We start from the raw sequence: 21,486 nt of genomic DNA on the forward strand, positions 1-21,486 counted from the left end.
AATGGCAAAAAAAGAACAAGACTTACAGCAAGTGGTTGAAAATGCAATTGCCGAACAAAAAGTACCTCACGTTAAGTTTAAAGGCATTGATCCTAAAAATATTGATGTTGATCGTCTGACCAAGCCATCAAAAGAGACCCGACAAGAGTGGTGGGGCAGAGGACTAACATTTTTAGCAATTATCTTAATTGGCATACTAATTATTGCAATTATTGGCTTTGTTGGGATGCATGGCTTGGCCACTTTCATTGATAATAAGGTAAATATCTTTCATTTTCTTTTTTCTACTGACTGGAATCCCGGTGCTGGTAAGAACCACGTTGGGGCAGCAGCAATGATTGTAACTTCGTTTGCAGTAACTCTACTTGCAGCGCTAATTGCGACACCTTTTTCCATTGCCGTAGCACTATTTATGACTGAATATGAATCAGGCAAAAGGGTGCAACTATTGCAATCGGTAATGGAGTTATTAGTAGGAATACCATCCGTAGTTTACGGCTTTATTGGTTTAATGGTAGTGGTTCCGGCTGTCAGAACTATTTTTGGCGGAACAGGTTTTGGTATTTTAACAGCAACATTAATACTTTTTGTAATGGTTTTACCGACAATTACTTCTCTAACTGTTGATGCGTTTAAAGCGATTCCTAAGGATTTGCGTAAATCTTCCTCTGCATTGGGCGCGACAAAATGGCAGACTATATATCACGTTGTTTTAAGGGCTGCGCGTTCCCGTATTATGACAGCTATTATCTTTGGTATGGCTCGTGCTTTTGGGGAGGCCCTGGCTGTTCAAATGGCAATCGGAAATGCGGTTCTAATGCCTTATAACTTGGTAAGTCCGGCAGCTACTTTAACAAGTCAATTGACTAGTCAAATGGGTAATACTGTTATGGGGACTTTACCTAATAATGCGTTATGGTCATTGGCACTTTTACTGTTAATTATGTCATTGGTGTTCAATTTCTTAGTACATTTAATTGGAAAGAAGAGTTAGTAGTATTATGAATGCAAAAAAAACAAATCGAATTGCTACTGGCGTAATTTACTTTTTAGTGGGAATTGTTATATTGCTTTTGGTGGGAATTTTAGGTAATATTTTGGTTTCCGGAATCCCACACTTATCTTGGCATTTCTTAAGTTCAGCCTCATCATCCTTTGAAGCAGGCGGCGGAATTAGAGACCAACTGTTTAATTCTCTCTACCTTTTACTTTTAACTTTGATTATTTCCCTGCCAATCGCTTTAGGAGCTGCTATTTATTTAGCTGAATACGCCCCAGATAACTGGTTTACGCAATTGATTAGAACTACTATCGAAATTTTGAGTTCATTACCATCAATTGTTGTCGGTCTTTTTGGCTATCTGCTGTTTGTAGTTCAGTTTGGCTTGGGCTTTTCCATCCTTGCTGGTGCTTTAGCACTAACTTTTTTTAATTTACCTACTTTGACCAGTAATATCGAAGAAGCAATTAAAGGAGTTCCTCAGACGCAAAGAGAAGCCGGCTGGGCTTTGGGGCTATCAAATTGGAAAACTATTCACGGTATTGTTTTACCAGCTGCTCTTCCTGGAATAATTACTGGCGTGATTTTGAGCGCTGGAAGAGTCTTTGGCGAAGCTGCTGCTTTAATTTACACAGCCGGGCAGAGCGGCTCTACCGTAGATTATTCAAACTGGAATATGTTTAGTCCTACTAGTTTTTTAAATATTATGCGTCCCGCTGAGACATTAGCTGTACACATTTGGAAAGTAAATACTGAAGGTATTATTCCTGATGTTAACGTGGTGTCTGCTGCGACTTCAGCGCTGTTAGTAATTGTGGTTATCATCTTTAACTTTGGTGCACGTGCACTTGGCAACTGGATCTATAAACGGCTAACCGCTGCCAAGATAAAGTAGGAGGGTTCTTATGGAAAATTGGCAAAATCAAAAAAGCTACATTAAGACCTTTGCTGAGGATGAGTGTGCAATATCAACGAAAAATTTGAGTGTTTTCTATGGTGGTACTGTCCAGAAGTTGTTTGATGTCAGCTTGGGCTTTAAGAAAAATACAATTACTGCTTTAATTGGAGCTTCTGGATCAGGAAAATCAACTTTCTTGCGCTCACTTAATCGTATGAATGATCGGGTAGCCAGGGTTGATGGCAGCATTATGTTTCATAATCTTGATGTTAACCAAAGTAAAATTAATGTCTATGAATTGCGTAAAGCAATCGGTATGGTTTTTCAAAAACCAAATCCTTTTCCTAAATCGATTAGAGAAAACATCACTTACGCTTTGAAAGCTAACGGTCAACAGAACAAAAAGAAACTAGATCAGATAGTTGAGGAAAGTCTTAGAGCTGCAGCTTTGTGGGATGAAGTCAAAGATAAGCTAGATCAGAGTGCTCTAGCTCTTTCTGGGGGTCAGCAGCAAAGACTGTGTATTGCTCGAGCTATTGCTTTAAAACCAGAAATTTTACTTCTAGATGAACCGGCCAGTGCCTTGGATCCGGTGTCTACTGCCAAGCTTGAAGATACGCTGAAGCAACTGCGCAAAAAATATACCATGGTTATGGTAACTCACAATATGCAGCAGGCTTCAAGAATTAGTGAGTATACAGCATTCTTTCATCTGGGACATGCGCTAGAATATGATACTACAACCAATATTTTTACTAATCCTCAAGGTGAAATCACTGAAAAGTACATTCAAGGTAGTTTTGGATAAAGGTGGCGTTATTAATGACAAATGTAATGGAGGCAAAAAATGTTAAACTTAAATACGGCAATTTTGAAGCTTTACATGGAATTAGTTTAGCATTTCCTGCCCAAAAATTGACCGCCTTGATCGGGCCTTCTGGTTGCGGCAAATCAACCTTCTTGCGTTGCCTAAATCGCATGAATGACGATATTGATGATATTAAAATCACCGGTGAAATTTTGTTAGAAGGTAAAGATATCTATCATTCTCATATCGACTTAGTTGCTTTACGTAAGAAAGTGGGTATGGTATTCCAGCAACCAACACCGTTTCCGTTTTCAGTTTTTGATAACGTCGCTTACGGCTTGCGTATAGCTGGGGTCAAAGATAAGGAACTGATTGAGCAGAGAGTTGAAGAAAGTTTAAAGCAAGCTGCAATTTGGAACGAAACAAAAGATAGCCTGCAGCGCAATGCCCTTGCTTTTTCAGGTGGACAACAACAACGTATCTGCATAGCCCGGGCGCTGGCAATTAGGCCGGAAGTGGTTTTGCTTGATGAACCAACTTCTGCTTTAGACCCAATATCAAGTTCTGAAATTGAAGAAACGTTAATGGCATTAAAGCAAAAATATACTTTCATCATGGTGACACACAACTTGCAACAAGCGAGTCGGGTTTCAGACCAAGTAGCTTTTCTAATGAATGGTGAGTTGATCGAATCTGGTTCGACACAGGAAATGTTCTTGTCACCTAAGAAAGAAATGACAAACAATTATCTTAATGGCCGTTTTGGCTAAATTTGGAGGTGGATTATGCACGAAATATTTTTAGACGAATTGAAGAAATTGAATGCTCGGTTTATGGAGATGGGAGTTTTAGTTAATGACCTGATCGATAAAGGTACGCGTTCTTTCGTCGAACATGATAAAAAAGCAGCGCAACAAATGATTGCGGAAGATAAGGAAGTTGCCAAAGAGGCTGTTAAAATAGAAAAAAAGGCTTTGGAACTAATGGCTTTACAGCAACCGGTTGCGACTGACTTCCGAGTTGTTATCAGCATTTTAAAAGCTACAACAGACTTAGAAAGAATAGGAGAAAATGCTAATAGCATTGCCGTTGAAACTGTCAGAGTTAAAGGTAATCCACGTCTGCCAGATGTTGAAAAGATAATTTCCAACATGACTCATCAGGTGCGCGAAATGCTGGTACAAGTATTAACGGCTTATGTTCAGGAAAATGAAAAAGATGCCAGACAAATGGTACTTGGTCATGCCAAAGTTTATAAGGATTATAAAAACGCCAGACAAATGATTATAGACGGAGTTGAACAAGAACCTGATGCTGCAGTGGCTTCTGCCAGCTATTTTGTCATTATTAGATTACTTGAAAGAATTAGCGATCACATTGTGAACTTGGCGAGTTGGGTAATTTATAAAACTTCGGGTGAATTATTCGAATTAATTAAGCCTGATCCGAAAGAAAAATAATTAACTTGCATTTAGAATATAATCCTGTTATATTTAATAAAGTAAATTCTACCTAAGACTCGGGTGGCATGACGCCTTAATTTCCCGCCGAGGCCAGAAGATAATGAAGAGTTTAAAGCTCCATGTCTTTCTTGGCATGGAGTTTTTATTTGGGCCTGATGGAATTTATTATTAATTTGATGGAGGTGAAATCGAGTGAGTAAAGCTGCTATTGCTGAAAAAGAGAAGTTCGTTGACGCGTTTGCTGAAGAACTTAAAGCTGCAAAAGCAATCTTGGTAATTGATTACCTTGGCTTAACTGTTGAAGAAGTTACTAACATGCGTAAGGAACTTCGTGAAAACGACGTTAACATGAAGGTTGTTAAGAATACTTACTTAAGACGTGCTGCTGCTAAGGCTGGTATTGAAGGCCTTGAAGAGACTTTTGTTGGTCCTACTGCTGTAATTTATACTGATAATGCTGAAGATATTACTGAACCAGCACGTATTGTTTCTAAGTACGAAGATAATTATGATGTTATCGACATTAAGGGTGGTATGCTAGAAGGCAAATTGACTTCTAAAGAAGAAATCAAAGAGCTTGCTGCCATTCCTGGACGCGAAGGTTTACTGTCAATGCTTGTTTCTGTATTACAAGCTCCAGTACGCAATTTCGCATATGCTGTTAAAGCTGTTGCTGATTCAAAAGATGAATCTGCAGAATAAATAATGTAATTTATATCTAAAAATTTTGGAGGATAAAATAAGTATGGCTTTAGATACTGATAAGATTATTGAAGACTTAAAAGGTGCTTCAATTCTTGAATTAAATGACCTAGTAAAGGCTATTGAAGATGAATTTGGTGTTTCTGCTGCTGCTCCAGTTGCTGCTGCAGGTGCTGCTGGTGGCGAAGCTGCTGCTAAGACATCATTTGATGTTGAATTGACAGAAGCTGGCCAAGAAAAGGTTAAGGTTATTAAGGCTGTCCGTGATATTACTGGACTTGGCCTTAAGGACTCAAAAGATCTTGTTGATGGCGCTCCTAAGAACGTTAAGGAAGGCGTTTCTGAAGACGAAGCTAATGACATTAAATCTAAGCTTGAAGAAGTTGGCGCTACAGTTACAGTTAAATAATTGTAGTCTAGCTAACCAAGCTAATAAAGGACGTATTTGCAATAAGCAGGTACGTCCTTTTTATATTACTTAATGTATTAGTTTTACAATACATCTAAATTATATAACCACATTTATCACCTTATAAAATAATAAAAAAGATAGTTATTTAATTATAAAATGGTTAGTGTTATTATTGATTTAAAATGTACAAAAAATAGAAGGAGAAGGAAATGAAAAAGATTAATTGTCATAAACTTGTGGCTGCAGCAGTAGCAATCACAAGTATTGCAAGTGGGTTATTTGTTGATTCAAGGATTACTGCAGCTAAGTCAGTTTCAAGCAGTATCGTCTTGAAAGCGCCAGCAGTAAAAAGGGTGAAGGTCAAAAGAAAAGCAAATCTATATAACAATAAAGGGCGCAAGTTAAAGAAAAAAGTTTTGAAAAAAGGCAGAAAATTAACTGTTATTAAAAAAGCCACCAAAATAAGAGGTAAGAAGTTTTATTTTGTGACTAAAAATAAGCTGATTTTGGCCAAAGATGTTACTACTTTAAAAGCGAAAGCTAAAAAACCGCAGAACTTGCCAACAAATCCTGCAAATCCATCTAATACTAAAGATAAAGTAACACCACCAAATTCGACCAATACGGGTACAACTCAGACTGCTAAAAAGAATGCAAAAATTGAAAGCTTTTCCCTTAATGAATTTAGACAAGAATTTTTAAAAAAATTGAATGAAGAAAGAGCTCAACGTGGACTCAATGCTGTTAGTGAAGATGCTAATCTTGACGAAATAGTTCAGAACAGAACAAAATTATTACCTGATAATTTTGCACATGTTGATGCTGCTGGCAATTTCATTTTGAATGATTTCTTTAATAAAGCAGGAGTCAAGCGTCACAGTACAGCAGAATGCTTAGCAATGTTTCCTTGGGGTGTAGACGTGAACCACTCAGACAATAGTTTGCTTGATGCTACGAAAAACGCAAGCAGTGTGCTAGTTGCTGACAATATGATTTACGAATATATCTATAATGATGCTGAATCTAATTGGGGTCACCGTGACATTTTACTCGATCCGAATGCCAAAACAATTGGTCTGGGTGCAATAGCAGAAAATGAAAGCGAGCAGATATATTCTTCAGTTGGTGTAATTTATTAATTACTAAACTTAAATAAAAGTTTTAATTATAAAAATAATAAATCTAATTATGTTTTGAAATAGGTTTCTAACATAGTTAGATTTTTATTTTGTTTGCAAAAATACTATTGTCCGCTAAAATTAATTAGATAAGGTTTTAAGAAATGAGCAAATTATGACTGATAAAGAAAATCAAATGTATTTCACTGAAAATCCAACTTCCGCGCATAATGAACGTGTCATTGACTATCAAGTTAATGGGATTGATCTTAAATTTACTACTGATGCAGGAGTTTTTTCCAAAACGCGCGTAGATTACGGTTCAGGAGTCTTAATTAAAGAAATGGCAAACATTGTTTTCCCTCAAAATAACATTTTGGATGTCGGAACTGGTTATGGTCCTATTGGACTGTTTGCAGCCAAATTTTGGCCCGATCAAACTGTAGATATGGTTGATATTAACGAGCGAGGACTGGTTCTGGCAAAAGAAAACGCTGCAGTTAATGGAATAAAAAATGTCAATATTTATAAGTCAGATGTTTACGAAAATGTTTCTGACGAACCAAAATTTGGTTTAATTGTGACTAATCCGCCTATTCGAGCAGGAAAGAGCGTCGTTTCTAATATCTTAAATGGTGCCAAGAGCCACCTTATCCAAAATGGCGTTTTGTTAGCCGTAATTCAGAAGAAGCAGGGAGAACCCAGTGCGCGCAAATTGCTAATTAAAACTTTTGGCAACTGTGTGATATTAAAAAGAGATAAAGGTTACTATGTATTGCAGGCGGTGAATAGGTAATGCCATTTTCAAGCGCTGACAAAAAGAATTTTATGCAACTAGCTTTTAAACAGGCCGAAAAAGCGCAAAGCTTGGGGGAAGTTCCAATTGGCGCCGTAATAATTGCGCCAGATGGGCAAGTTATTGGAGAAGGGTTTAACCGGCGAGAATTAGACCAAGACGCGACGCAACATGCCGAAATGATTGCAATCAGGCAAGCTTGTTCAAAGCTTGGTACCTGGCGTTTAATTGACTGCAGTCTTTTTGTCACCTTAGAGCCTTGTCCAATGTGTGCGGGTGCAATTATTAATTCCCGCATTAAAAATGTCTTTTTTGGTGCACTTGATCCTAAAGCTGGTGCAGCTGGCAGCGTGGTTAACCTTTTTGAAATAGCCAAATTTAACCACCATCCCCATGTAATTCGTGGACTATATCGTGAAGAAGCCAGTCAAATGCTGAAAAACTTTTTCAAAGAGATCAGACAAAAGCAGAAAGCAGCAAAAGACTCTGGTAAAAATTTCGCAAATTAGTGGAAAAATACTGTAAAATAAGGTAATATATCTTATGGGCAATGTTTGACCTCCAAAGCGTGTCAGGACCGGAAGGTAGCAGCACTAAGGTTGCTCGGGCATGTGCCTTTTATTAGATAATTACAAACTCTTAACTCTTTCGCAAGAGTTAAGAGTTTTTTACTAGGGAAGACTGATCAATGGCTTATCAAGCGTTATACCGCAAATGGAGACCGCGCACTTTTGCTAGTGTGATTGGTCAAAATGATATTACGGATACTTTGAAAAATGCAATTAAGCGCGGTACAATCTCCCATGCCTTTTTATTTGCTGGGCCACGTGGTACTGGGAAAACTTCCTGTGCCAAGATCTTTGCTAAAGCTTTGAATTGTACCAACCTGCAAAGCGGTGAACCATGTAATAAATGTGCTAATTGCCTGGCAGCTGATAAAGGTGCAATGGCGGATATTATGGAGATTGATGCGGCTTCCAATAATGGTGTTGATGAAATACGCGACATCAGAGATAAAGTAAAATACGCACCAACTCAAGGTAAATACAAAGTATATATCATTGATGAAGTCCATATGTTGTCAATGGGTGCATTCAATGCTTTGCTTAAAACATTAGAAGAACCGCCAGAGCACGTTGTTTTCATCTTAGCTACTACCGAACTGCAAAAAGTGCCGGCAACAATAATATCAAGAACTCAGCGTTACAATTTCAAGCGTATCTCTCAAGCTGACCTAGAAAAGCGAATGAAGTATATACTGGAGCAAGAAAAGATCAGTTATGAAGATAAGGCTTTGGCTGTGATTGCTCAGGTAGCTGATGGTGGTATGCGGGATGCTTTGAGTATCTTAGACCAACTGTTGAGTTTTGACAAAAACAAAGTTGAGTATGATTCGGCTCTTGAAATAACTGGATTTGCTGCTAAAGAAAAAATTGAACAGATTTTATTAGCAATATTGAATGAGGATGCAACTAAAGCATTATCTTTAACACAAACCGAACTTGCTAATGGTGCTAGTACGAAAAATATTTTAGATGAACTTATTGAAATGGCGACTAATGCCTTAATGGTTATTAAAACCAATGACAGCAGCCAAAATTTCTTTCTAAGCGACGACTTTGTTGATCAGATTAAAGAAGTTGCTCCTGAACGCTATTTTCAATTGATTTCTGCCGCTAATACCGCATTAAATGATTTACGTTATACTAATCAGCAGCAAATTCCGCTAGAAGTATTTATTGTTGAATGTGCTGGGAAAAAGGTTAGTACGGTAGACTCTAAGAATGTTGTATCAGAGTCTGCCACTTCTCAAAATGCTGACCCGGATTTGACGGAAGAAATAGCAGCATTAAAGAAGCAAGTTATGGCTTTAACCAAAAAAGTTGCCAGTTTAAGTAAAAAACAAACTAGGAACAGCGATCAGATTTTTCATCTTGACAATGCTGCAGCCGACCGATTTGATAAAAACAATGGCAAAGGTTCTAAAATAAAGTCTGCCGCCAAACCTAAAAAAGCAAATAAAAACAGAAAAAAGGCCAATCAACAAAATCGTAAGCAAGTTTACCATGTGTTAGAAAATGCCACGAAGGATGACCTCACTGCTATCAAAAATGTTTGGCCCGATTTGCAATCTGTTTTGGGTGTTTCGCAAAGAGCTTTGTTAGATGTACTTGAGCCAGTTGCTGCTAGTGCGAATCAAGTAGTAATGAAATGTAAATACACCCTTTGGTTTGAAAAAGCTAGTGAAGATGGGAATTTATTAGATATTTTGACTGAAGAAATTGCTAAATTTACTAAGCATAGTTATGAAATAGTGCTAGTACCTGATGAAGATTGGGCCACAGTACGTAAAGAATTTATACAGAAACATGGTAAAGAATTACTTGATAAGCAAAAGCAAAAAGATTCAGAATCTGAGCAAAGTGAATCAGATAAGCAGATAGTGGATAAAGCCAAAGAGTTATTTGGTGACACAGTAAATGTTAAAGACTAAAATTTAAGGAGAAAAGATAATGAGTAAAAGACCTAATTTTGGTGCCATGGGCGGTATGAATATGCAACAAATGATGAAACAGGCCAAAAAATTGCAAGAGCAAATGGCTCAGGAACAAGAAAATATTACCGCCCAGGAATTTGTGGGCAAATCTGCAGATGATTTAGTCGTAGCTACTTTTAGTGGTGATCGTAAATTAAAAAATATTACCATTAATAAGGATGCAATCGATCCGGATGATCCAGATATGCTGCAAGATTTAGTTATTGATGCCGTTAACAAAGGTCTGCAAGAAATTGATCAAGCTACGCAGCAAAGTTTAGGCAAGTATACGAAGGGTATGATTTAATTGCAATATCCAGCACCGATTGCGCATTTAATTGATTCTTATATGAAATTACCTGGTATTGGTGAAAAAACAGCAACAAGGCTTGCTTTTTATACTCTTGATATGCCAGATGAAGATGTTCACGGCTTTAGTACAGCACTAACAGAGGTAAAAGAAAAGCTTCATCGCTGTTCTATTTGTGGCAATATTACGGAAAAGGATCCGTGCCTAATCTGCAGTAATCCTGAACGTGACCAGTCGACTATTATGGTGGTTGAACAGCCTAAAGACGTGATGGCTTTTGAAGACATGGGTGAATATAGTGGTCTATATCATGTTCTGCACGGTGTTTTATCACCAATGGATGGTATTGGGCCAGAAGAAATTAATATTAAGTCACTGATTGTTCGCTTGCAAAAACAGGATGATGTCAAAGAGGTTATTTTAGCTTTAAATTCAACTCCCGAAGGTGAATCAACAGCGATGTATATTAGCAAACTAATTAAGCCTGCTGGAATTAAAGTAACCCGCCTGGCTGCTGGTTTGGCTGTCGGTAGTGATATTGAATATGCTAATTCGATTACTTTAAAAAGAGCGGTACAAGGGAGAACTTCAATCTAATGGCTCGTAATAAAGTTAAAAAAATGGGTGACGAATTGCTAATGACCACAATTGAAGATTTGCAGGAGCAGATTGCTGTTCAAAAAAATCTTGATCCAACGACACTTGATATGTCTGAGGATAACGTGGTATCAGGTAAAATTTTAAGAGCAAAATATTCTTTTTTATATAATGAAGCTCGTCATCGTCATACAAGATTTAGTGGTTTTTCTAATGCGATTTCAGACTAAAAAGTCCTTAGTGAAAGGACTTTTTATTTTGCACAAAAATTAAAAGTACGTTGGGGTGTTCATATAAAGAGAACTCTTGTAAAATAGAAACATGGAGAGTTTTATGAAAAGTTATTTTATCAGTTTCGAAGGGCCGGATGGGTCAGGAAAAAGTACAGTTTTAAAGCAAGTTGTAGCTCAAATAGGTCCTAGACTTAAGACACAATATCTAGTAACTAGGGAACCTGGAGGCTCAAAAATTGCAGAAAAAATCCGGCAATTAATTTTGGATCCTGTGAATGAAGAAATGTCCGCTAAAACTGAAGCATTGCTTTATGCAGCGTCTCGCAGCCAACACATGTTTGAAACTGTGATACCGGCTCTTAAAGCTGGTAAGGTAGTTTTCTCTGATCGATTTGTTGATAGTTCACTTGCTTATCAAGGAGCAGGACGAGATTTGGGTATTGCCGCTGTGAAACAGATTAATGATTTTGCCACTAGTAAAATTGAACCTGATCTCACTATTTTTCTCGACGTTAAACCGCAAATTGGCTTAGACAGGATTGCCCAAGAACGAGCTGGTCAAGAAGACCGTTTGGAACAGGAAAAATTAATTTTTCATCAAAAAGTTTACCGGGGCTATCAAGAAGTAAATCAAGCTTATCCTAAAAGAATAGTGGTAGTTAATGCAAATAAACCACTCAATTTGGTTGTAGAGGATTGTGTTAAAATAATTGCAAACCGATTACCAGCAGATTTGTTAAAGGACTGATTAAGATGAAATTAATAGTTGCAATTGTTCAAAAAGAAGATGCTAACCGTTTGCAGCGTACCTTTGTTAAAGAGAGTATTCGCGCAACTAAACTTGCTACAACTGGTGGATTTCTTAGTGAAGGTAATACGACCTTTCTTATCGGTATAGATGATAAGCATGTTAAACAAGTTTTGCGTATTATCAAGGATGAATCCAAATCACGTGAAGAATATATGAATCCGAATATGGTAATGACAGGCTTTGATATTAGTAGTCAACCGATAAAAATTACAGTTGGTGGAGCTACTTGCTTTGTCTTGCCTGTTGAAGAATTTAAGCAATTCTAATGTCTGTCAATATTAAGGAAGCGGGCCAGAAGCAAACTGAACTTTTGCGTCAGGCATTTGAACAAAATAAACTGGCCCACAGTTACTTATTCGTTGATGCTAATGAAATTCAGGCTTTAAATACAGCCTATTGGTTAGCCTGTCTTTTTAATTGTAGTGGTAGTAAAAAACCAGATGGTACTTGTCAAAACTGCCGGCAGATTATTTCAGGCAATCACCCGGATGTTTTGCTGGTAAAGCCCGAAGGCAAGCAAACTTTGGGCATCGATCAAGTACGCATTTTAAAAGAAGAATTGGCTAAAAGTCCGGTTCAAAGCAGTGTCCGTTTCTTTTTTATTAATGAAGCACAAAAGTTAACTTTGCCTGCAGCTAATGCTTTGCTTAATTTACTAGAAGAGCCTATTGCACCTGTCGTTACAATTTTAATCACCAATAATACTGATCAAATTTTGCCAACAATTCGGTCACGTACTCAGATTATTAATTTTGCGAATAATGACAAAGAGAATGGTAAAAGTGCGGAATTATTAGCAAATGGCTTCAGTCCTAGTGAAGTTAGCGAGCTGGAAGATACAACTAAATTAGATAAAGATACTAAATATTTTTACCAAGAGATGATTGAGCACAATTCATTAGCACTTGTCATTGCGCACCAGTTGGCAGAAATAGCAAGAAGCAAAAGTGAACAAAATTATATTCTCTTTTTACTTAAGAAATGGGCACAAGAGGAATTAGAAAATAATCATCAAGATGATGGAGCAAGAATGCTAAAGTATTTGCTTGAAATTGATAAGATGCAGTACAGCAATGTTAGTTTTCGTAATTTACTTGATTTTCTTGCTTTGCAGTGGAAACGGTAGGTGTTCGTGGTGGATTCATATTCAAAGTTGGAGCAGCTTCACGATTCGATGGTTAGCATGACCAAAACAATCGAAAGTTTAGAGAATAGTATTTTAGAGACTTTAAAAGAAAATACTGAATTAAAAGTAGAGAATCAATTGCTGCGCGAAAAAATGGACAAAATGAATAATGCCCACAATAGTACCGTAAAAACTCAAAGTGGCCTTGAATCTTTGCGGCAAATTTACAGCTCAGGTTATCATATTTGCAATATGTACTATGGCTCTCACCGTGATCCTAATACAGACTGCATGTTTTGCCTGGATATTCTTGATAATTTCGGTGAAAAAAAGAAGAAACATTAAAGGACTGATCAAATGCAGAGGCAAAGTAGTTATGCCCAAGAAAATGGTAAGCTTTATCTAGTGCCAACTCCGATTGGTAATTTGGAAGACATTACAATTAGAGCAAAAAAAGTTTTACAGGAAGCTGATTATATCGCAGCTGAAGATACCAGAACAAGTGGCATCCTACTTGAAAAAATTGGGGTCCATAATCATATGCTTTCCTTTCATAAGTATAATTCAAAGGAAAGAGCGCCCGAATTGATTAAATTAATGACGAAGGGTGCAGTTATCGCAGAAATTAGTGACGCTGGAATGCCCGTCATTTCTGATCCGGGTTATATTTTAGTCCAAGAGTGTATCAAGAATAATATTCCAGTTGTCCCTTTACCAGGTGCTTCCGCCTTTACTACTGCCTTGATTGCCTCTGGCTTTGATGCTCAGCCATTTACTTATTATGGCTTTTTACCGCGGAAAAAGAGTGAGCAAAAATCCTTTTTTGAACAAATGAATAAAGCACGCGCAACTTCTGTTTTTTATGAAGCACCACATAGATTGGTTAAAACTCTTAATAATTTGTCCGAAATTCTGGATTCTGAGCGTCAAATTGTTGTCGCCAGAGAACTGACTAAGATTCACGAGGAGTTTGTTCGTGGTACAATCAGTGAAGTAACTACTTATTTTGAGCAAAATGCGCCGAGAGGTGAATTTGTGATTTTGGTTTCACCAAATACCAAGCAAGCTGAAAAATTATCTTGGACTGCATTAATTGCGTTAGTAGAGCAGTTGGTTGCTAAAGGAAAAAGCAAAAAAATGGCAATTAAGGAGATTGCTCAGGAAAATCACGTTTCAAAAAATGAGTTATATGAACGTTATCATCAAAAGTAGGTGAAATTATGAAGTACAGTGAAAAACATATTGTAAATTATTATGAATGTGATGAAAATAAAAATTTAAAATTACCTGCGATGATTGATTTGATGATGAGTGTTTCGGAGCATCAATTAGATTCAGGTAATGGTAGTACTAACGCCTTGACCAAAAGGGGATTAGGTTGGGTCGTGACGCAATATCATATGGAAATTGCCCGCCTGCCCCATCCAAATGAAGAAATTATACTTACAACTGAGCCATTTGGCTATAACCGTTTTTTGGAATATAGAAATTATGTATTTACCGATCAGACTGGCAATGAGTTGATAACAGTAAAAAGTGAATGGGTTTTATTTGATTTAAAGACCCGCAAATTAGTATCAACTGATAAAGAAATGATGGCTGAATTGGGAATACCACTCTTGAAAAAGCTGCCTCGTTTTCCAAGACTGCGGGTCCAGGAAAATTACGAGAAAAAACGGCAGTATCGCGTACGCTATGATGATTTGGATACCAACCATCACATGACTAATGGTCACTATTTTAATTGGTTTCTTGATACGCTTGACCGCGATTTTTTAAAAAATCATGTCGTCAAGACTATTGATATTAAATTTAATCTTGAGGTCCGTTATGCGCAAACGCCATATGCATGTGTAAACTTAATCAAAGATGGTGACACTATAAAATCATTTCATGCGATTGCGGATGAAGACAAAAAGGATAAAGCTGTTTGTGAACTAACTTGGCGCAAAATATAATATAATTATTTTTTGTGTTCTAACATAATTTAATTAAAGAAAGAAAGTGTTCCAAATGACTATTAAAGAAATGTTTAAGGTCGAATTGCGTGATCTTGTACTCTTAGGAATTATTGTCGCAATGAAGATCATTCTTAGTCGTTTTACAGTCGGATCAGCTGTTGTTCATGTAAGTTTGGGCTTCATCGGAAGCGTAATGCTGGGATTCTTATTTGGGCCTGTTTGGGGTAGCATTGGCGGTGGAATTAGTGACTTGGTTTCATCGGCTTTATTCGGTAATCAAGGGGGCTTTTTTATCGGCTTTACCCTGAGTGCAATGATTGGTCCGTTTATTTATGGCTTGGTATTTTATCAAAAGCCAGTCAAAATTTGGCGCATTATTTTGGCAACTTTATTAGTGACAGTTGTTGTTAATATCGGCTTAAATACACTTTGGGTTCATCTTTTATATGGTATGGACTACTCTGTCGCGCTTATTCAGCGAATTCCGAAGGAAGCTATCACCCCCTGGGTGGAAATGATTGTTAGTTATTTTGTTTTGAACGCAATTTCAAGGGTTAGGATTAACAGGTAATTTTCGAAAAGAGTAAAAATAATTTAGAATGAAAATTTTGAGTATGTCGACTGCGACAAATAATTTAAGTGTGGCTTTAAATGACGATGCTAAAATAATTACGGAAAAGAATGAATTTGACCAGCGTAATCACAGCGCGCATTTGGATCCATTAATTGCCGAAATTTTGAAAGAAAATAATCTAAGATTGGCAGAAATCGATCGTTTTGCCGTTGCAATTGGTCCAGGGTCATACACTGGTTTACGGATTGGTGTTACGACAGTAAAAATGTTTGCCAGCATTTTACATAAAGAGGTAGTAGGCATATCTACTTTACAAGCACTGGCTGCAAGTTGTGCAGAAGAAGGCACTTTAATAGTGGCTGGAATTGATGCTCGTAATGACAATTACTTTGCGGGTGCTTATGTCAATAAGGAAGATGATTGGGGTCCTGAATGTGTAATACCTGATGGGCACTATCATATTGACACACTTTTAAGCGCAGTAGCAGAATATTGTACAAATAACAGTCTGGAAAATGTTATTTATGTTGGTTCTGGCTTTGAAAAACAAACAGAGGCCATCAAAAAGATAAATATTCCCTTTAATTTTGGGACAGAAAAACAAAATCTTGTTCATGCTGGTTTAATAGGTAAGCTGGCTGTGGATGCTCAACCCGATGATCCTGACCAGTTGTTGCCAAACTATTTACGGCGCACACAAGCTGAAATTGATTGGCATAAAAAGACCGGAGAAGCATATAAACCTGATAGTAACTATGTGGAAGAAGTTTAAGTATTTCTGGCCTTTTTTGTTTGTAGCGCCAAAGAAAAAGTTTGTTGACTTTATTCCTGAAAAATTTATTATCAATCACTCTATCCTGAATATTAGACAAGCGCAAATTGAGGACATTTCTGCGATATTGTTACTTGAGCAAAGTTTATATCAAGGAGAGGAGCCTTGGAGCGGAGCAATTTTTCAAACTGAATTGGGCAAAAAGAATTCACTTTATTTACTTGTGCTGCAGTCGCAATTGGTAGTTGGGCTAATTGGTGTCCGAATTAATAATAGGAAAGCTCACATTACTAATTTAATGGTTGATTCCGCTTGGCAAAAAAGGGGTATAGGTACTTATTTAATCAGAAAAGTAATTAAAGCAGCGCAAGAACAAAATTGTGAAGAAGTTAGCCTGGAAGTAAGAGAGGATAATTTGAATGCCCAAAAGTTATATCAAAAATTAGGTTTTGTTACAACTTTCGTCTGGCCCAATTATTATCAGGACTCTAAGCAAAACGCGTTTAACATGGTGCTTAAATTGGCAAGTGACTAAAAGAAAGGAAATTAAATTGGTAAATAAAAAAGACATCCGGATTTTAGCTTTTGAAAGTTCTTGTGATGAGACTTCGGCTTCTGTTGTTAAAAATGGCAGAGAAGTTGAAAGCTTGATAGTGGCAACTCAAATTAAAAGTCACCAGCGTTTTGGAGGGGTTGTTCCCGAAGTAGCCAGTCGCCATCACATTGAAGTGATTACGCAAATTACCAAGGAAGCTTTAAGTGAAGCAAAAGTAACCTGGAATGATATCGATGCTATTGCCGTAACTTATGGACCTGGATTAGTCGGAGCCCTGTTAATTGGTGTCAGTGCAGCTAAAGCAGCTTCCATGGCTACAGGCATCCCCCTAATTGGTGTTGATCATATTATGGGCCACATTATGGCAGCACAATTAAAAGAAGAGATTACTTATCCGGCTCTTGCACTGCAAGTTTCTGGTGGACATACTGAAATTGTTTTACTAAAAGACCCGACCCATTTTGAAATAGTTGGTGATACTAGGGATGACGCGGCAGGAGAGGCTTATGATAAAATCGGCCGAGTTTTAGGAGTTAATTATCCAGCTGGTAAAACAATAGATGAATGGGCTCACCAAGGGCAGGATACCTTTGATTTTCCCCGGGCAATGATTAAAGAAGATGATTACGATTTTTCTTTTTCTGGATTAAAGAGTGCGTTTATTAATACTTGTCATCACGCTGAACAAATTAACCAAAAACTAAATAAATATGACTTAGCGGCCAGTTTTCAAGCCGCAGTAATTGATGTTTTAGCAACTAAAACAATTAGGGCAATTAAGCAGTATCAGCCGCAGACTTTCATCATGGGGGGTGGTGTAGCCGCTAACCATGGTTTACGGGACAGAATGAATGGTGAAATAGCAAGTTTACCGCAAAATATTCAGCCCAAAGTCATTTTGCCTGATTTAAAGCTTTGCGGTGACAATGCTGCGATGATTGGTGCAGCGGCCTACAATTTGTATCAAGAAGGAGAATTTGCTGATCTAACTTTAGATGCTGATGCATCATTAGAATTACCTTACGCATCAGAAATGCTGCAATAAAATAAATAATATCAGGATCAAGACAAAATCCCTACGAAAAAAGGCGTTGAGTTCAACGCCTTTTTGTTGTTCTGAAAATAGTTTTTTCCCAGACTCTTTTTTATCATTATGTGTTTTGAGCCCAAGTATTTTAAACATTATATTTATGTATCAATTACAAAATGATCGGAGTATACAAAATGACAGCTGGTGAATAGCTACAGTATCGGATTGCAAGAACTTTTAGACAGTAGTATTAAGAAATAAAAAATGTCACATATGTTTTTAAAAAGTCATATGTGACATTTTTTAATTTAGTTTTCCCACCTGAATATAATAAAGTCAAACAGGTAAGGGAGAAAATCAAATGGTTAGTTTATTTCATTCATTGATGATCCTAGCTGTTAGCATATTTTAAAGAGTTCAAAAATACAAAATTTGATAATCACTTTGATTATGAATTTTATACGGATAGACTATAAATAAAACTCAAATACAAACAAGTTTCTATCAATAAATAGGGATACGTTTAAATTTCTAATCAAAAAACAATAAAATTATGGTAGGCTAAATTATAATAACTCTATCATTTTTAAATTAATTCACCATTCAAAAAGGAGACAATAATGTTAACAGTCCAAAACCTATCGCTCAAAACCAGGCAGCCAATCCTGCACGATTTTTCTTATCAATTTGCACCCGGTCAATTTTATCAAATTGCCGCAGAAAACGGTTCTGGTAAAACAAGTTTCTTGCGTGCTGTTACGGATCTAATTCCAGCTTCTTCTGGTAAAGTCTTATTGGACGGAAAGCCGTATGCCAAAAATAAGCGTAAGCTTTTTTTCTTTGAAAGCAATGAATGGTTCAACGTCAATTTAACTAGCCTTGATTACTTAAAATTCGTGAAAAAACAATGGCATTCTAATGTCGACCTTAATCAAGAGCTTGATTTGCTGGGTGTACGTGAGTATGTCAAAGTCCCAATTAAAAAGTATTCGCTTGGAATGAAACAAAAATTGATCGTGGCCATGTACTTAGTTAGTGGCGCCGAATATTACTTGATGGACGAGATTACTAACGGTCTTGATGAAGAAAGTCGCACAATTCTTTATAAACGACTAAATGATGAGGTAGTTCAGCGTAATAAATGTATTATTCTAACCTCCCACTATAGCAGCGAGATTAAAGTGAATAACTTACACCGGCTCGTTTTACAAAAACAAATGATGCACGAGGTAGAACAATGAGCTCATATTTTTCATTGCAACTTAAAAAGGTTACTAAACACAATCTATCAATTATTTCACTGGTTATTTTATTATTAATTTCTTTTGGCTTACTATACATGAAGTCTACGCAGCTCATGGGTACAGGTTCTTTAAAAGGAGATGCTCAGGGTCAGATTGCCATGAAAAAGCAAGCTTTACAAGCCGATTGTCAAGCACTCAAACGATATTCACCGCAAGGAAAATCATATAAGGCCATTGAAAAAGATATCAAACAAACTGAAATAGGATTAAGAAAAGATCAAGCCTTTGTTGATAATATTAATCATAATCACTGGAAGCGAGTTTATGAGACCAAATTAAAAAGGGAACAAAAAGGCAAATTGACTGATCTAAGTGCGGATGAAAGAGATGGACATAAAAGTGTAATATTGCGTTTAAAGTATCTCATAGCTCACCCTATGCCTTATGAAAGCGATAGCGCAGTCACCGGGATACAGTTCTTGTTAGATTTGAATGAAAACTATTGGCCTGTCTTATTTAGTTTGGTAATGATTTTTATTTTGACTTATTTATTTACTAGTTCATATAAAAATGGTCTTGACATTTCCACTGTCTTGCCAATTAATCGCTTGCAAAGTACCTTGACTAATAATATTGCTGGGTTAGTGGTCGTCAGCTTTATTTTTCTTTTACTAAACTTATTAGTTTTCGGGGGAGCAGCGAGCATTTTTGGTATTGGTCGCAGTGACTATCCTTATATCATTCACCATCTGGTTAGCGACCACTTGGTGCCGGGAATTGTTCCGACTGCCAAATTGTTGCCCCAAGCAGTTATACTGCAGCTCTTAAATTTCATATTTATGGTTTTGCTTGTACAGCTGATTGCTAAAATTTTTCATAACCAGTTACCGACTTTGTTAGTTTCGCTATTATTTTTATTAGGCGGTCATTTTGTTACAGTTTTTATTATTCCGCTGGAGAAGATTGCGCAGTGGCTTCCTGGTACTTATTTAGGAGTATTAAACATTGTTTCAAACCAAACAGCCTATACAATGGACAATTCTGCTATTAACTTTTCAAATGGTGTGTTTACCTTAATACTGAGTTCTATATTATTATTGTTATTGGTATTTTTAATTGATCGCTTTACAACTGTTGCTCATAGAAATGGGAGGCTGGCATAATGTCCTATTTGGCTTTTCAACTTAAAAAAGTATTTAAGAATAAGCTAACCCCAGTTTGCATAGCGAGTCTAGTCTTATTAATGGGTATTGTCTTATTCATGAATATTCGCACTAATCCCCAATTTTCCTTACAGGCGAGGGCTGAATCGGAGATTGCTTACTTTCAAAAAGAAATTAACCAGCAGCAAAGATTACTTAAACAAGAAAAACAAAAAGCGGAAACTGAGATTTACAATGATACTAAATCTACTATTAAGCAAAATCAAGAAGTAGTTAAGCAAGATAAACAAGTTCTAAATGCGGCAAATAAAGGTAACTGGCGCAATGCCTACACGATCTTGTGGCAACAAAAAAAGCGAGAACAAACTATTTCATCAAATGGTCAAGATTCAGCAGGCCTAAATTCAAGAATAAATGTAGAGAAAAAACTGCGATTCTTTAACTATTTACGCCATAAGCCTTTGCCTTATGAAAGTCAGGATATGCCAGTAACAGGCTGGCAGTTCTTACTGCAATTAAATCAGCAATATTTGCCTTACGTATTTACTCTTGTTGCTCTGTTTTTATTAACTTTGCTTTTAACTGATTCTTATCATCAAAAGTTAGATACTGCGCAGCTATTACCGCTTGAAAAAAATAATTTAATAATTTCTAATGCCACAGCAGGAATTGTCCTGACTCTTGGTAGCTTTTTAGGGATTAATTTAGTATTATTTATTGCAGCTTCCTTTATTTCCGGTACAGGTAGTTTAGATTATCCTTATATCGTAGGTCAATATAAAGGTGGTAGGCCTCTTATTGCATGTGTATCTACTGGCAGTTTTATTATTAAAGTAATTGTATTGCAGGTACTTACCTTCATCTTCGAGGTTGTCCTAGTTCAGTTCCTTGTCCGAATTTTTCGTGATAAATTACCAGCATTACTTATCGCTATTTTACTTGTCCCGGGACTTAACATTGCTACTATGATAGTTGAGCCGCTGCGTAAGATTTGCGCATGGCTGCCAATGACTTACCTGAATGCAGTTGACATAGTATCAGGCAATTTAGGAATTAATTATCAAAATGTGCAGTTGAACTATACGACAGGGCTTTTAACACTGTGCTGTTCAGTTTTAATAATTGCTATTTTGATTTTACTGTCCAGTCATATAAAATACAAAGAATAAAATCTTATATTTTTTAAATCAATATTTTTACTTCTAACATAGTGTTATCATAACCTTAGACGTTCATTTGTTTATTTAAATTATGCTTACTCAAAAGTCTTTTAAAATTAAGTGTAAAAATATATAACAAGTAATAACATACTTACCATTACAAAATGGGAGACTCATTTCAAAAGAGTCTCCCATTTTGATTAAACAAGTATTTAC

27 protein-coding genes, 1 other RNA gene and 1 other annotated feature are annotated in these 21,486 nt (G+C 36.7%); all 28 genes read left to right on the top strand.

What is annotated here, in order from left to right; all coding sequences use genetic code 11:
- Position 1: 1 nt before the first annotated feature.
- The 28 genes from pstC to ACFQ32_RS07140 all read left to right on the top strand — a co-directional run bounded on the left by pstC (position 2) and on the right by ACFQ32_RS07140 (position 21,279).
- Positions 2 to 994, top strand: coding sequence for a phosphate ABC transporter permease subunit PstC (gene pstC, locus ACFQ32_RS07005; RefSeq protein ID WP_046325282.1), 993 nt, complete (start codon positions 2 to 4; stop codon positions 992 to 994).
- 7 nt (positions 995 to 1,001) lie between these two features.
- The gene (gene pstA, locus ACFQ32_RS07010; RefSeq protein ID WP_046325281.1) at positions 1,002 to 1,895 is read left to right on the top strand and encodes a phosphate ABC transporter permease PstA; all 894 of its coding nucleotides are present in this window, start codon (positions 1,002 to 1,004) and stop codon (positions 1,893 to 1,895) included.
- Between the two features lie 10 nt (positions 1,896 to 1,905).
- Entirely contained in the window at positions 1,906 to 2,706 is an 801-nt protein-coding gene (gene pstB, locus ACFQ32_RS07015; RefSeq protein WP_046325280.1) for a phosphate ABC transporter ATP-binding protein PstB, read from the top strand.
- Between the two features lie 14 nt (positions 2,707 to 2,720).
- Positions 2,721 to 3,476 (top strand): phosphate ABC transporter ATP-binding protein PstB, encoded by a 756-nt coding sequence (gene pstB, locus ACFQ32_RS07020; RefSeq protein ID WP_046325279.1) that lies wholly within the window; start codon positions 2,721 to 2,723, stop codon positions 3,474 to 3,476.
- Between the two features lie 15 nt (positions 3,477 to 3,491).
- Positions 3,492 to 4,166, top strand: coding sequence for a phosphate signaling complex protein PhoU (gene phoU / locus ACFQ32_RS07025; protein ID WP_046325278.1), 675 nt, complete (start codon positions 3,492 to 3,494; stop codon positions 4,164 to 4,166).
- 33 nt (positions 4,167 to 4,199) lie between these two features.
- Positions 4,200 to 4,323, top strand: a sequence feature (ribosomal protein L10 leader region).
- A gap of 38 nt (positions 4,324 to 4,361) precedes the next feature.
- Positions 4,362 to 4,871, top strand: a complete 510-nt coding sequence (rplJ, locus tag ACFQ32_RS07030; protein WP_046325277.1) for a 50S ribosomal protein L10 — start codon at positions 4,362 to 4,364, stop codon at positions 4,869 to 4,871.
- A 43-nt stretch (positions 4,872 to 4,914) separates the two neighbouring features.
- A complete protein-coding gene (rplL, locus tag ACFQ32_RS07035) occupies positions 4,915 to 5,280 on the top strand; it encodes a 50S ribosomal protein L7/L12 (RefSeq protein ID WP_046325276.1) in 366 nt (121 codons plus the stop codon).
- 212 nt (positions 5,281 to 5,492) lie between these two features.
- On the top strand, positions 5,493 to 6,422 hold the full coding sequence (locus ACFQ32_RS07040) for a CAP domain-containing protein (protein ID WP_052724658.1): 930 nt from the start codon (positions 5,493 to 5,495) through the stop codon (positions 6,420 to 6,422).
- 154 nt (positions 6,423 to 6,576) lie between these two features.
- Positions 6,577 to 7,197 carry a class I SAM-dependent methyltransferase gene (locus ACFQ32_RS07045; protein WP_046325275.1) on the top strand — a complete coding sequence of 207 codons (621 nt, stop codon included), beginning with the start codon at positions 6,577 to 6,579 and terminating at the stop codon, positions 7,195 to 7,197.
- Positions 7,197 to 7,706: a tRNA adenosine(34) deaminase TadA gene (gene tadA / locus ACFQ32_RS07050; protein WP_046325274.1), complete on the top strand. Its 510-nt coding sequence runs from the start codon at positions 7,197 to 7,199 to the stop codon at positions 7,704 to 7,706. Before ACFQ32_RS07045 ends, tadA begins: the two co-directional genes overlap by 1 nt.
- A 26-nt stretch (positions 7,707 to 7,732) precedes the next feature.
- An RNA gene (gene ffs, locus ACFQ32_RS07055) (signal recognition particle sRNA small type) lies at positions 7,733 to 7,830 on the top strand.
- A 55-nt stretch (positions 7,831 to 7,885) separates the two neighbouring features.
- Entirely contained in the window at positions 7,886 to 9,691 is a 1,806-nt protein-coding gene (dnaX, locus tag ACFQ32_RS07060) for a DNA polymerase III subunit gamma/tau (RefSeq protein WP_046325273.1), read from the top strand.
- Positions 9,692 to 9,710: 19 nt separating this feature from the next.
- Positions 9,711 to 10,040, top strand: coding sequence for a YbaB/EbfC family nucleoid-associated protein (locus ACFQ32_RS07065; protein ID WP_046325272.1), 330 nt, complete (start codon positions 9,711 to 9,713; stop codon positions 10,038 to 10,040).
- Positions 10,041 to 10,640 carry a recombination mediator RecR gene (gene recR / locus ACFQ32_RS07070; protein ID WP_046325271.1) on the top strand — a complete coding sequence of 200 codons (600 nt, stop codon included), beginning with the start codon at positions 10,041 to 10,043 and terminating at the stop codon, positions 10,638 to 10,640.
- Entirely contained in the window at positions 10,640 to 10,870 is a 231-nt protein-coding gene (locus ACFQ32_RS07075) for a YaaL family protein (RefSeq protein WP_046325270.1), read from the top strand. Before recR ends, ACFQ32_RS07075 begins: the two co-directional genes overlap by 1 nt.
- Positions 10,871 to 10,973: 103 nt before the next feature.
- Positions 10,974 to 11,621 (top strand): dTMP kinase, encoded by a 648-nt coding sequence (gene tmk, locus ACFQ32_RS07080; RefSeq protein ID WP_046325269.1) that lies wholly within the window; start codon positions 10,974 to 10,976, stop codon positions 11,619 to 11,621.
- 5 nt (positions 11,622 to 11,626) lie between these two features.
- Complete coding sequence (locus ACFQ32_RS07085) at positions 11,627 to 11,950, top strand: cyclic-di-AMP receptor (protein ID WP_046325268.1); 324 nt, start codon at positions 11,627 to 11,629, stop codon at positions 11,948 to 11,950.
- Positions 11,950 to 12,810 carry a DNA polymerase III subunit delta gene (locus ACFQ32_RS07090; RefSeq protein WP_046325267.1) on the top strand — a complete coding sequence of 287 codons (861 nt, stop codon included), beginning with the start codon at positions 11,950 to 11,952 and terminating at the stop codon, positions 12,808 to 12,810. The genes ACFQ32_RS07085 and ACFQ32_RS07090 overlap by 1 nt, the downstream gene beginning before the upstream one ends.
- Positions 12,811 to 12,819: 9 nt before the next feature.
- The gene (gene yabA / locus ACFQ32_RS07095) at positions 12,820 to 13,155 is read left to right on the top strand and encodes a DNA replication initiation control protein YabA (protein WP_034980509.1); all 336 of its coding nucleotides are present in this window, start codon (positions 12,820 to 12,822) and stop codon (positions 13,153 to 13,155) included.
- A 12-nt stretch (positions 13,156 to 13,167) separates the two neighbouring features.
- Positions 13,168 to 14,022 carry a 16S rRNA (cytidine(1402)-2'-O)-methyltransferase gene (rsmI, locus tag ACFQ32_RS07100; protein ID WP_046325266.1) on the top strand — a complete coding sequence of 285 codons (855 nt, stop codon included), beginning with the start codon at positions 13,168 to 13,170 and terminating at the stop codon, positions 14,020 to 14,022.
- Positions 14,023 to 14,030: 8 nt separating this feature from the next.
- Positions 14,031 to 14,768: an acyl-[acyl-carrier-protein] thioesterase gene (locus ACFQ32_RS07105; protein WP_046325265.1), complete on the top strand. Its 738-nt coding sequence runs from the start codon at positions 14,031 to 14,033 to the stop codon at positions 14,766 to 14,768.
- Between the two features lie 55 nt (positions 14,769 to 14,823).
- A complete protein-coding gene (locus tag ACFQ32_RS07110; RefSeq protein WP_046325264.1) occupies positions 14,824 to 15,342 on the top strand; it encodes a folate family ECF transporter S component in 519 nt (172 codons plus the stop codon).
- A 28-nt stretch (positions 15,343 to 15,370) separates the two neighbouring features.
- Positions 15,371 to 16,117: a tRNA (adenosine(37)-N6)-threonylcarbamoyltransferase complex dimerization subunit type 1 TsaB gene (gene tsaB / locus ACFQ32_RS07115; RefSeq protein WP_046325263.1), complete on the top strand. Its 747-nt coding sequence runs from the start codon at positions 15,371 to 15,373 to the stop codon at positions 16,115 to 16,117.
- The gene (gene rimI, locus ACFQ32_RS07120) at positions 16,101 to 16,652 is read left to right on the top strand and encodes a ribosomal protein S18-alanine N-acetyltransferase (RefSeq protein WP_046325262.1); all 552 of its coding nucleotides are present in this window, start codon (positions 16,101 to 16,103) and stop codon (positions 16,650 to 16,652) included. Before tsaB ends, rimI begins: the two co-directional genes overlap by 17 nt.
- A gap of 16 nt (positions 16,653 to 16,668) precedes the next feature.
- A complete protein-coding gene (gene tsaD / locus ACFQ32_RS07125; protein ID WP_046325756.1) occupies positions 16,669 to 17,718 on the top strand; it encodes a tRNA (adenosine(37)-N6)-threonylcarbamoyltransferase complex transferase subunit TsaD in 1,050 nt (349 codons plus the stop codon).
- A 605-nt stretch (positions 17,719 to 18,323) separates the two neighbouring features.
- Complete coding sequence (locus ACFQ32_RS07130; protein ID WP_046325261.1) at positions 18,324 to 18,944, top strand: ABC transporter ATP-binding protein; 621 nt, start codon at positions 18,324 to 18,326, stop codon at positions 18,942 to 18,944.
- On the top strand, positions 18,941 to 20,110 hold the full coding sequence (locus tag ACFQ32_RS07135; protein WP_046325260.1) for a hypothetical protein: 1,170 nt from the start codon (positions 18,941 to 18,943) through the stop codon (positions 20,108 to 20,110). Before ACFQ32_RS07130 ends, ACFQ32_RS07135 begins: the two co-directional genes overlap by 4 nt.
- Positions 20,110 to 21,279, top strand: a complete 1,170-nt coding sequence (locus ACFQ32_RS07140; RefSeq protein WP_046325259.1) for a hypothetical protein — start codon at positions 20,110 to 20,112, stop codon at positions 21,277 to 21,279. The genes ACFQ32_RS07135 and ACFQ32_RS07140 overlap by 1 nt, the downstream gene beginning before the upstream one ends.
- The last annotated feature ends 207 nt before the right edge of the window (positions 21,280 to 21,486 follow it).

This window comes from Lactobacillus melliventris (assembly GCF_042679465.1).
Taxonomy (GTDB): domain Bacteria; phylum Bacillota; class Bacilli; order Lactobacillales; family Lactobacillaceae; genus Lactobacillus; species Lactobacillus melliventris.

Excerpts from the sequence above, each read along its gene's own strand:
- pstB (WP_046325280.1), top strand. The coding sequence starts at position 1,906 with ATGGAAAATTGGCAAAATCAAAAAAGCTACATTAAGACCTTTGCTGAG.
- rplL (WP_046325276.1), top strand. The coding sequence starts at position 4,915 with ATGGCTTTAGATACTGATAAGATTATTGAAGACTTAAAAGGTGCTTCA.
- rsmI (WP_046325266.1), top strand. The coding sequence starts at position 13,168 with ATGCAGAGGCAAAGTAGTTATGCCCAAGAAAATGGTAAGCTTTATCTA.
- ACFQ32_RS07105 (WP_046325265.1), top strand. The coding sequence starts at position 14,031 with ATGAAGTACAGTGAAAAACATATTGTAAATTATTATGAATGTGATGAA.
- ACFQ32_RS07045 (WP_046325275.1), top strand. The coding sequence starts at position 6,577 with ATGACTGATAAAGAAAATCAAATGTATTTCACTGAAAATCCAACTTCC.
- pstB (WP_046325279.1), top strand. The coding sequence starts at position 2,721 with ATGACAAATGTAATGGAGGCAAAAAATGTTAAACTTAAATACGGCAAT.
- ACFQ32_RS07135 (WP_046325260.1), top strand. The coding sequence starts at position 18,941 with ATGAGCTCATATTTTTCATTGCAACTTAAAAAGGTTACTAAACACAAT.
- ACFQ32_RS07140 (WP_046325259.1), top strand. The coding sequence starts at position 20,110 with ATGTCCTATTTGGCTTTTCAACTTAAAAAAGTATTTAAGAATAAGCTA.
- ACFQ32_RS07130 (WP_046325261.1), top strand. The coding sequence starts at position 18,324 with ATGTTAACAGTCCAAAACCTATCGCTCAAAACCAGGCAGCCAATCCTG.
- ACFQ32_RS07065 (WP_046325272.1), top strand. The coding sequence starts at position 9,711 with ATGAGTAAAAGACCTAATTTTGGTGCCATGGGCGGTATGAATATGCAA.
- tmk (WP_046325269.1), top strand. The coding sequence starts at position 10,974 with ATGAAAAGTTATTTTATCAGTTTCGAAGGGCCGGATGGGTCAGGAAAA.
- ACFQ32_RS07090 (WP_046325267.1), top strand. The coding sequence starts at position 11,950 with ATGTCTGTCAATATTAAGGAAGCGGGCCAGAAGCAAACTGAACTTTTG.
- ACFQ32_RS07075 (WP_046325270.1), top strand. The coding sequence starts at position 10,640 with ATGGCTCGTAATAAAGTTAAAAAAATGGGTGACGAATTGCTAATGACC.
- tsaB (WP_046325263.1), top strand. The coding sequence starts at position 15,371 with ATGAAAATTTTGAGTATGTCGACTGCGACAAATAATTTAAGTGTGGCT.
- pstC (WP_046325282.1), top strand. The coding sequence starts at position 2 with ATGGCAAAAAAAGAACAAGACTTACAGCAAGTGGTTGAAAATGCAATT.
- rimI (WP_046325262.1), top strand. The coding sequence starts at position 16,101 with ATGTGGAAGAAGTTTAAGTATTTCTGGCCTTTTTTGTTTGTAGCGCCA.
- pstA (WP_046325281.1), top strand. The coding sequence starts at position 1,002 with ATGAATGCAAAAAAAACAAATCGAATTGCTACTGGCGTAATTTACTTT.
- ACFQ32_RS07110 (WP_046325264.1), top strand. The coding sequence starts at position 14,824 with ATGACTATTAAAGAAATGTTTAAGGTCGAATTGCGTGATCTTGTACTC.
- ACFQ32_RS07040 (WP_052724658.1), top strand. The coding sequence starts at position 5,493 with ATGAAAAAGATTAATTGTCATAAACTTGTGGCTGCAGCAGTAGCAATC.
- phoU (WP_046325278.1), top strand. The coding sequence starts at position 3,492 with ATGCACGAAATATTTTTAGACGAATTGAAGAAATTGAATGCTCGGTTT.
- dnaX (WP_046325273.1), top strand. The coding sequence starts at position 7,886 with ATGGCTTATCAAGCGTTATACCGCAAATGGAGACCGCGCACTTTTGCT.
- tadA (WP_046325274.1), top strand. The coding sequence starts at position 7,197 with ATGCCATTTTCAAGCGCTGACAAAAAGAATTTTATGCAACTAGCTTTT.
- ACFQ32_RS07085 (WP_046325268.1), top strand. The coding sequence starts at position 11,627 with ATGAAATTAATAGTTGCAATTGTTCAAAAAGAAGATGCTAACCGTTTG.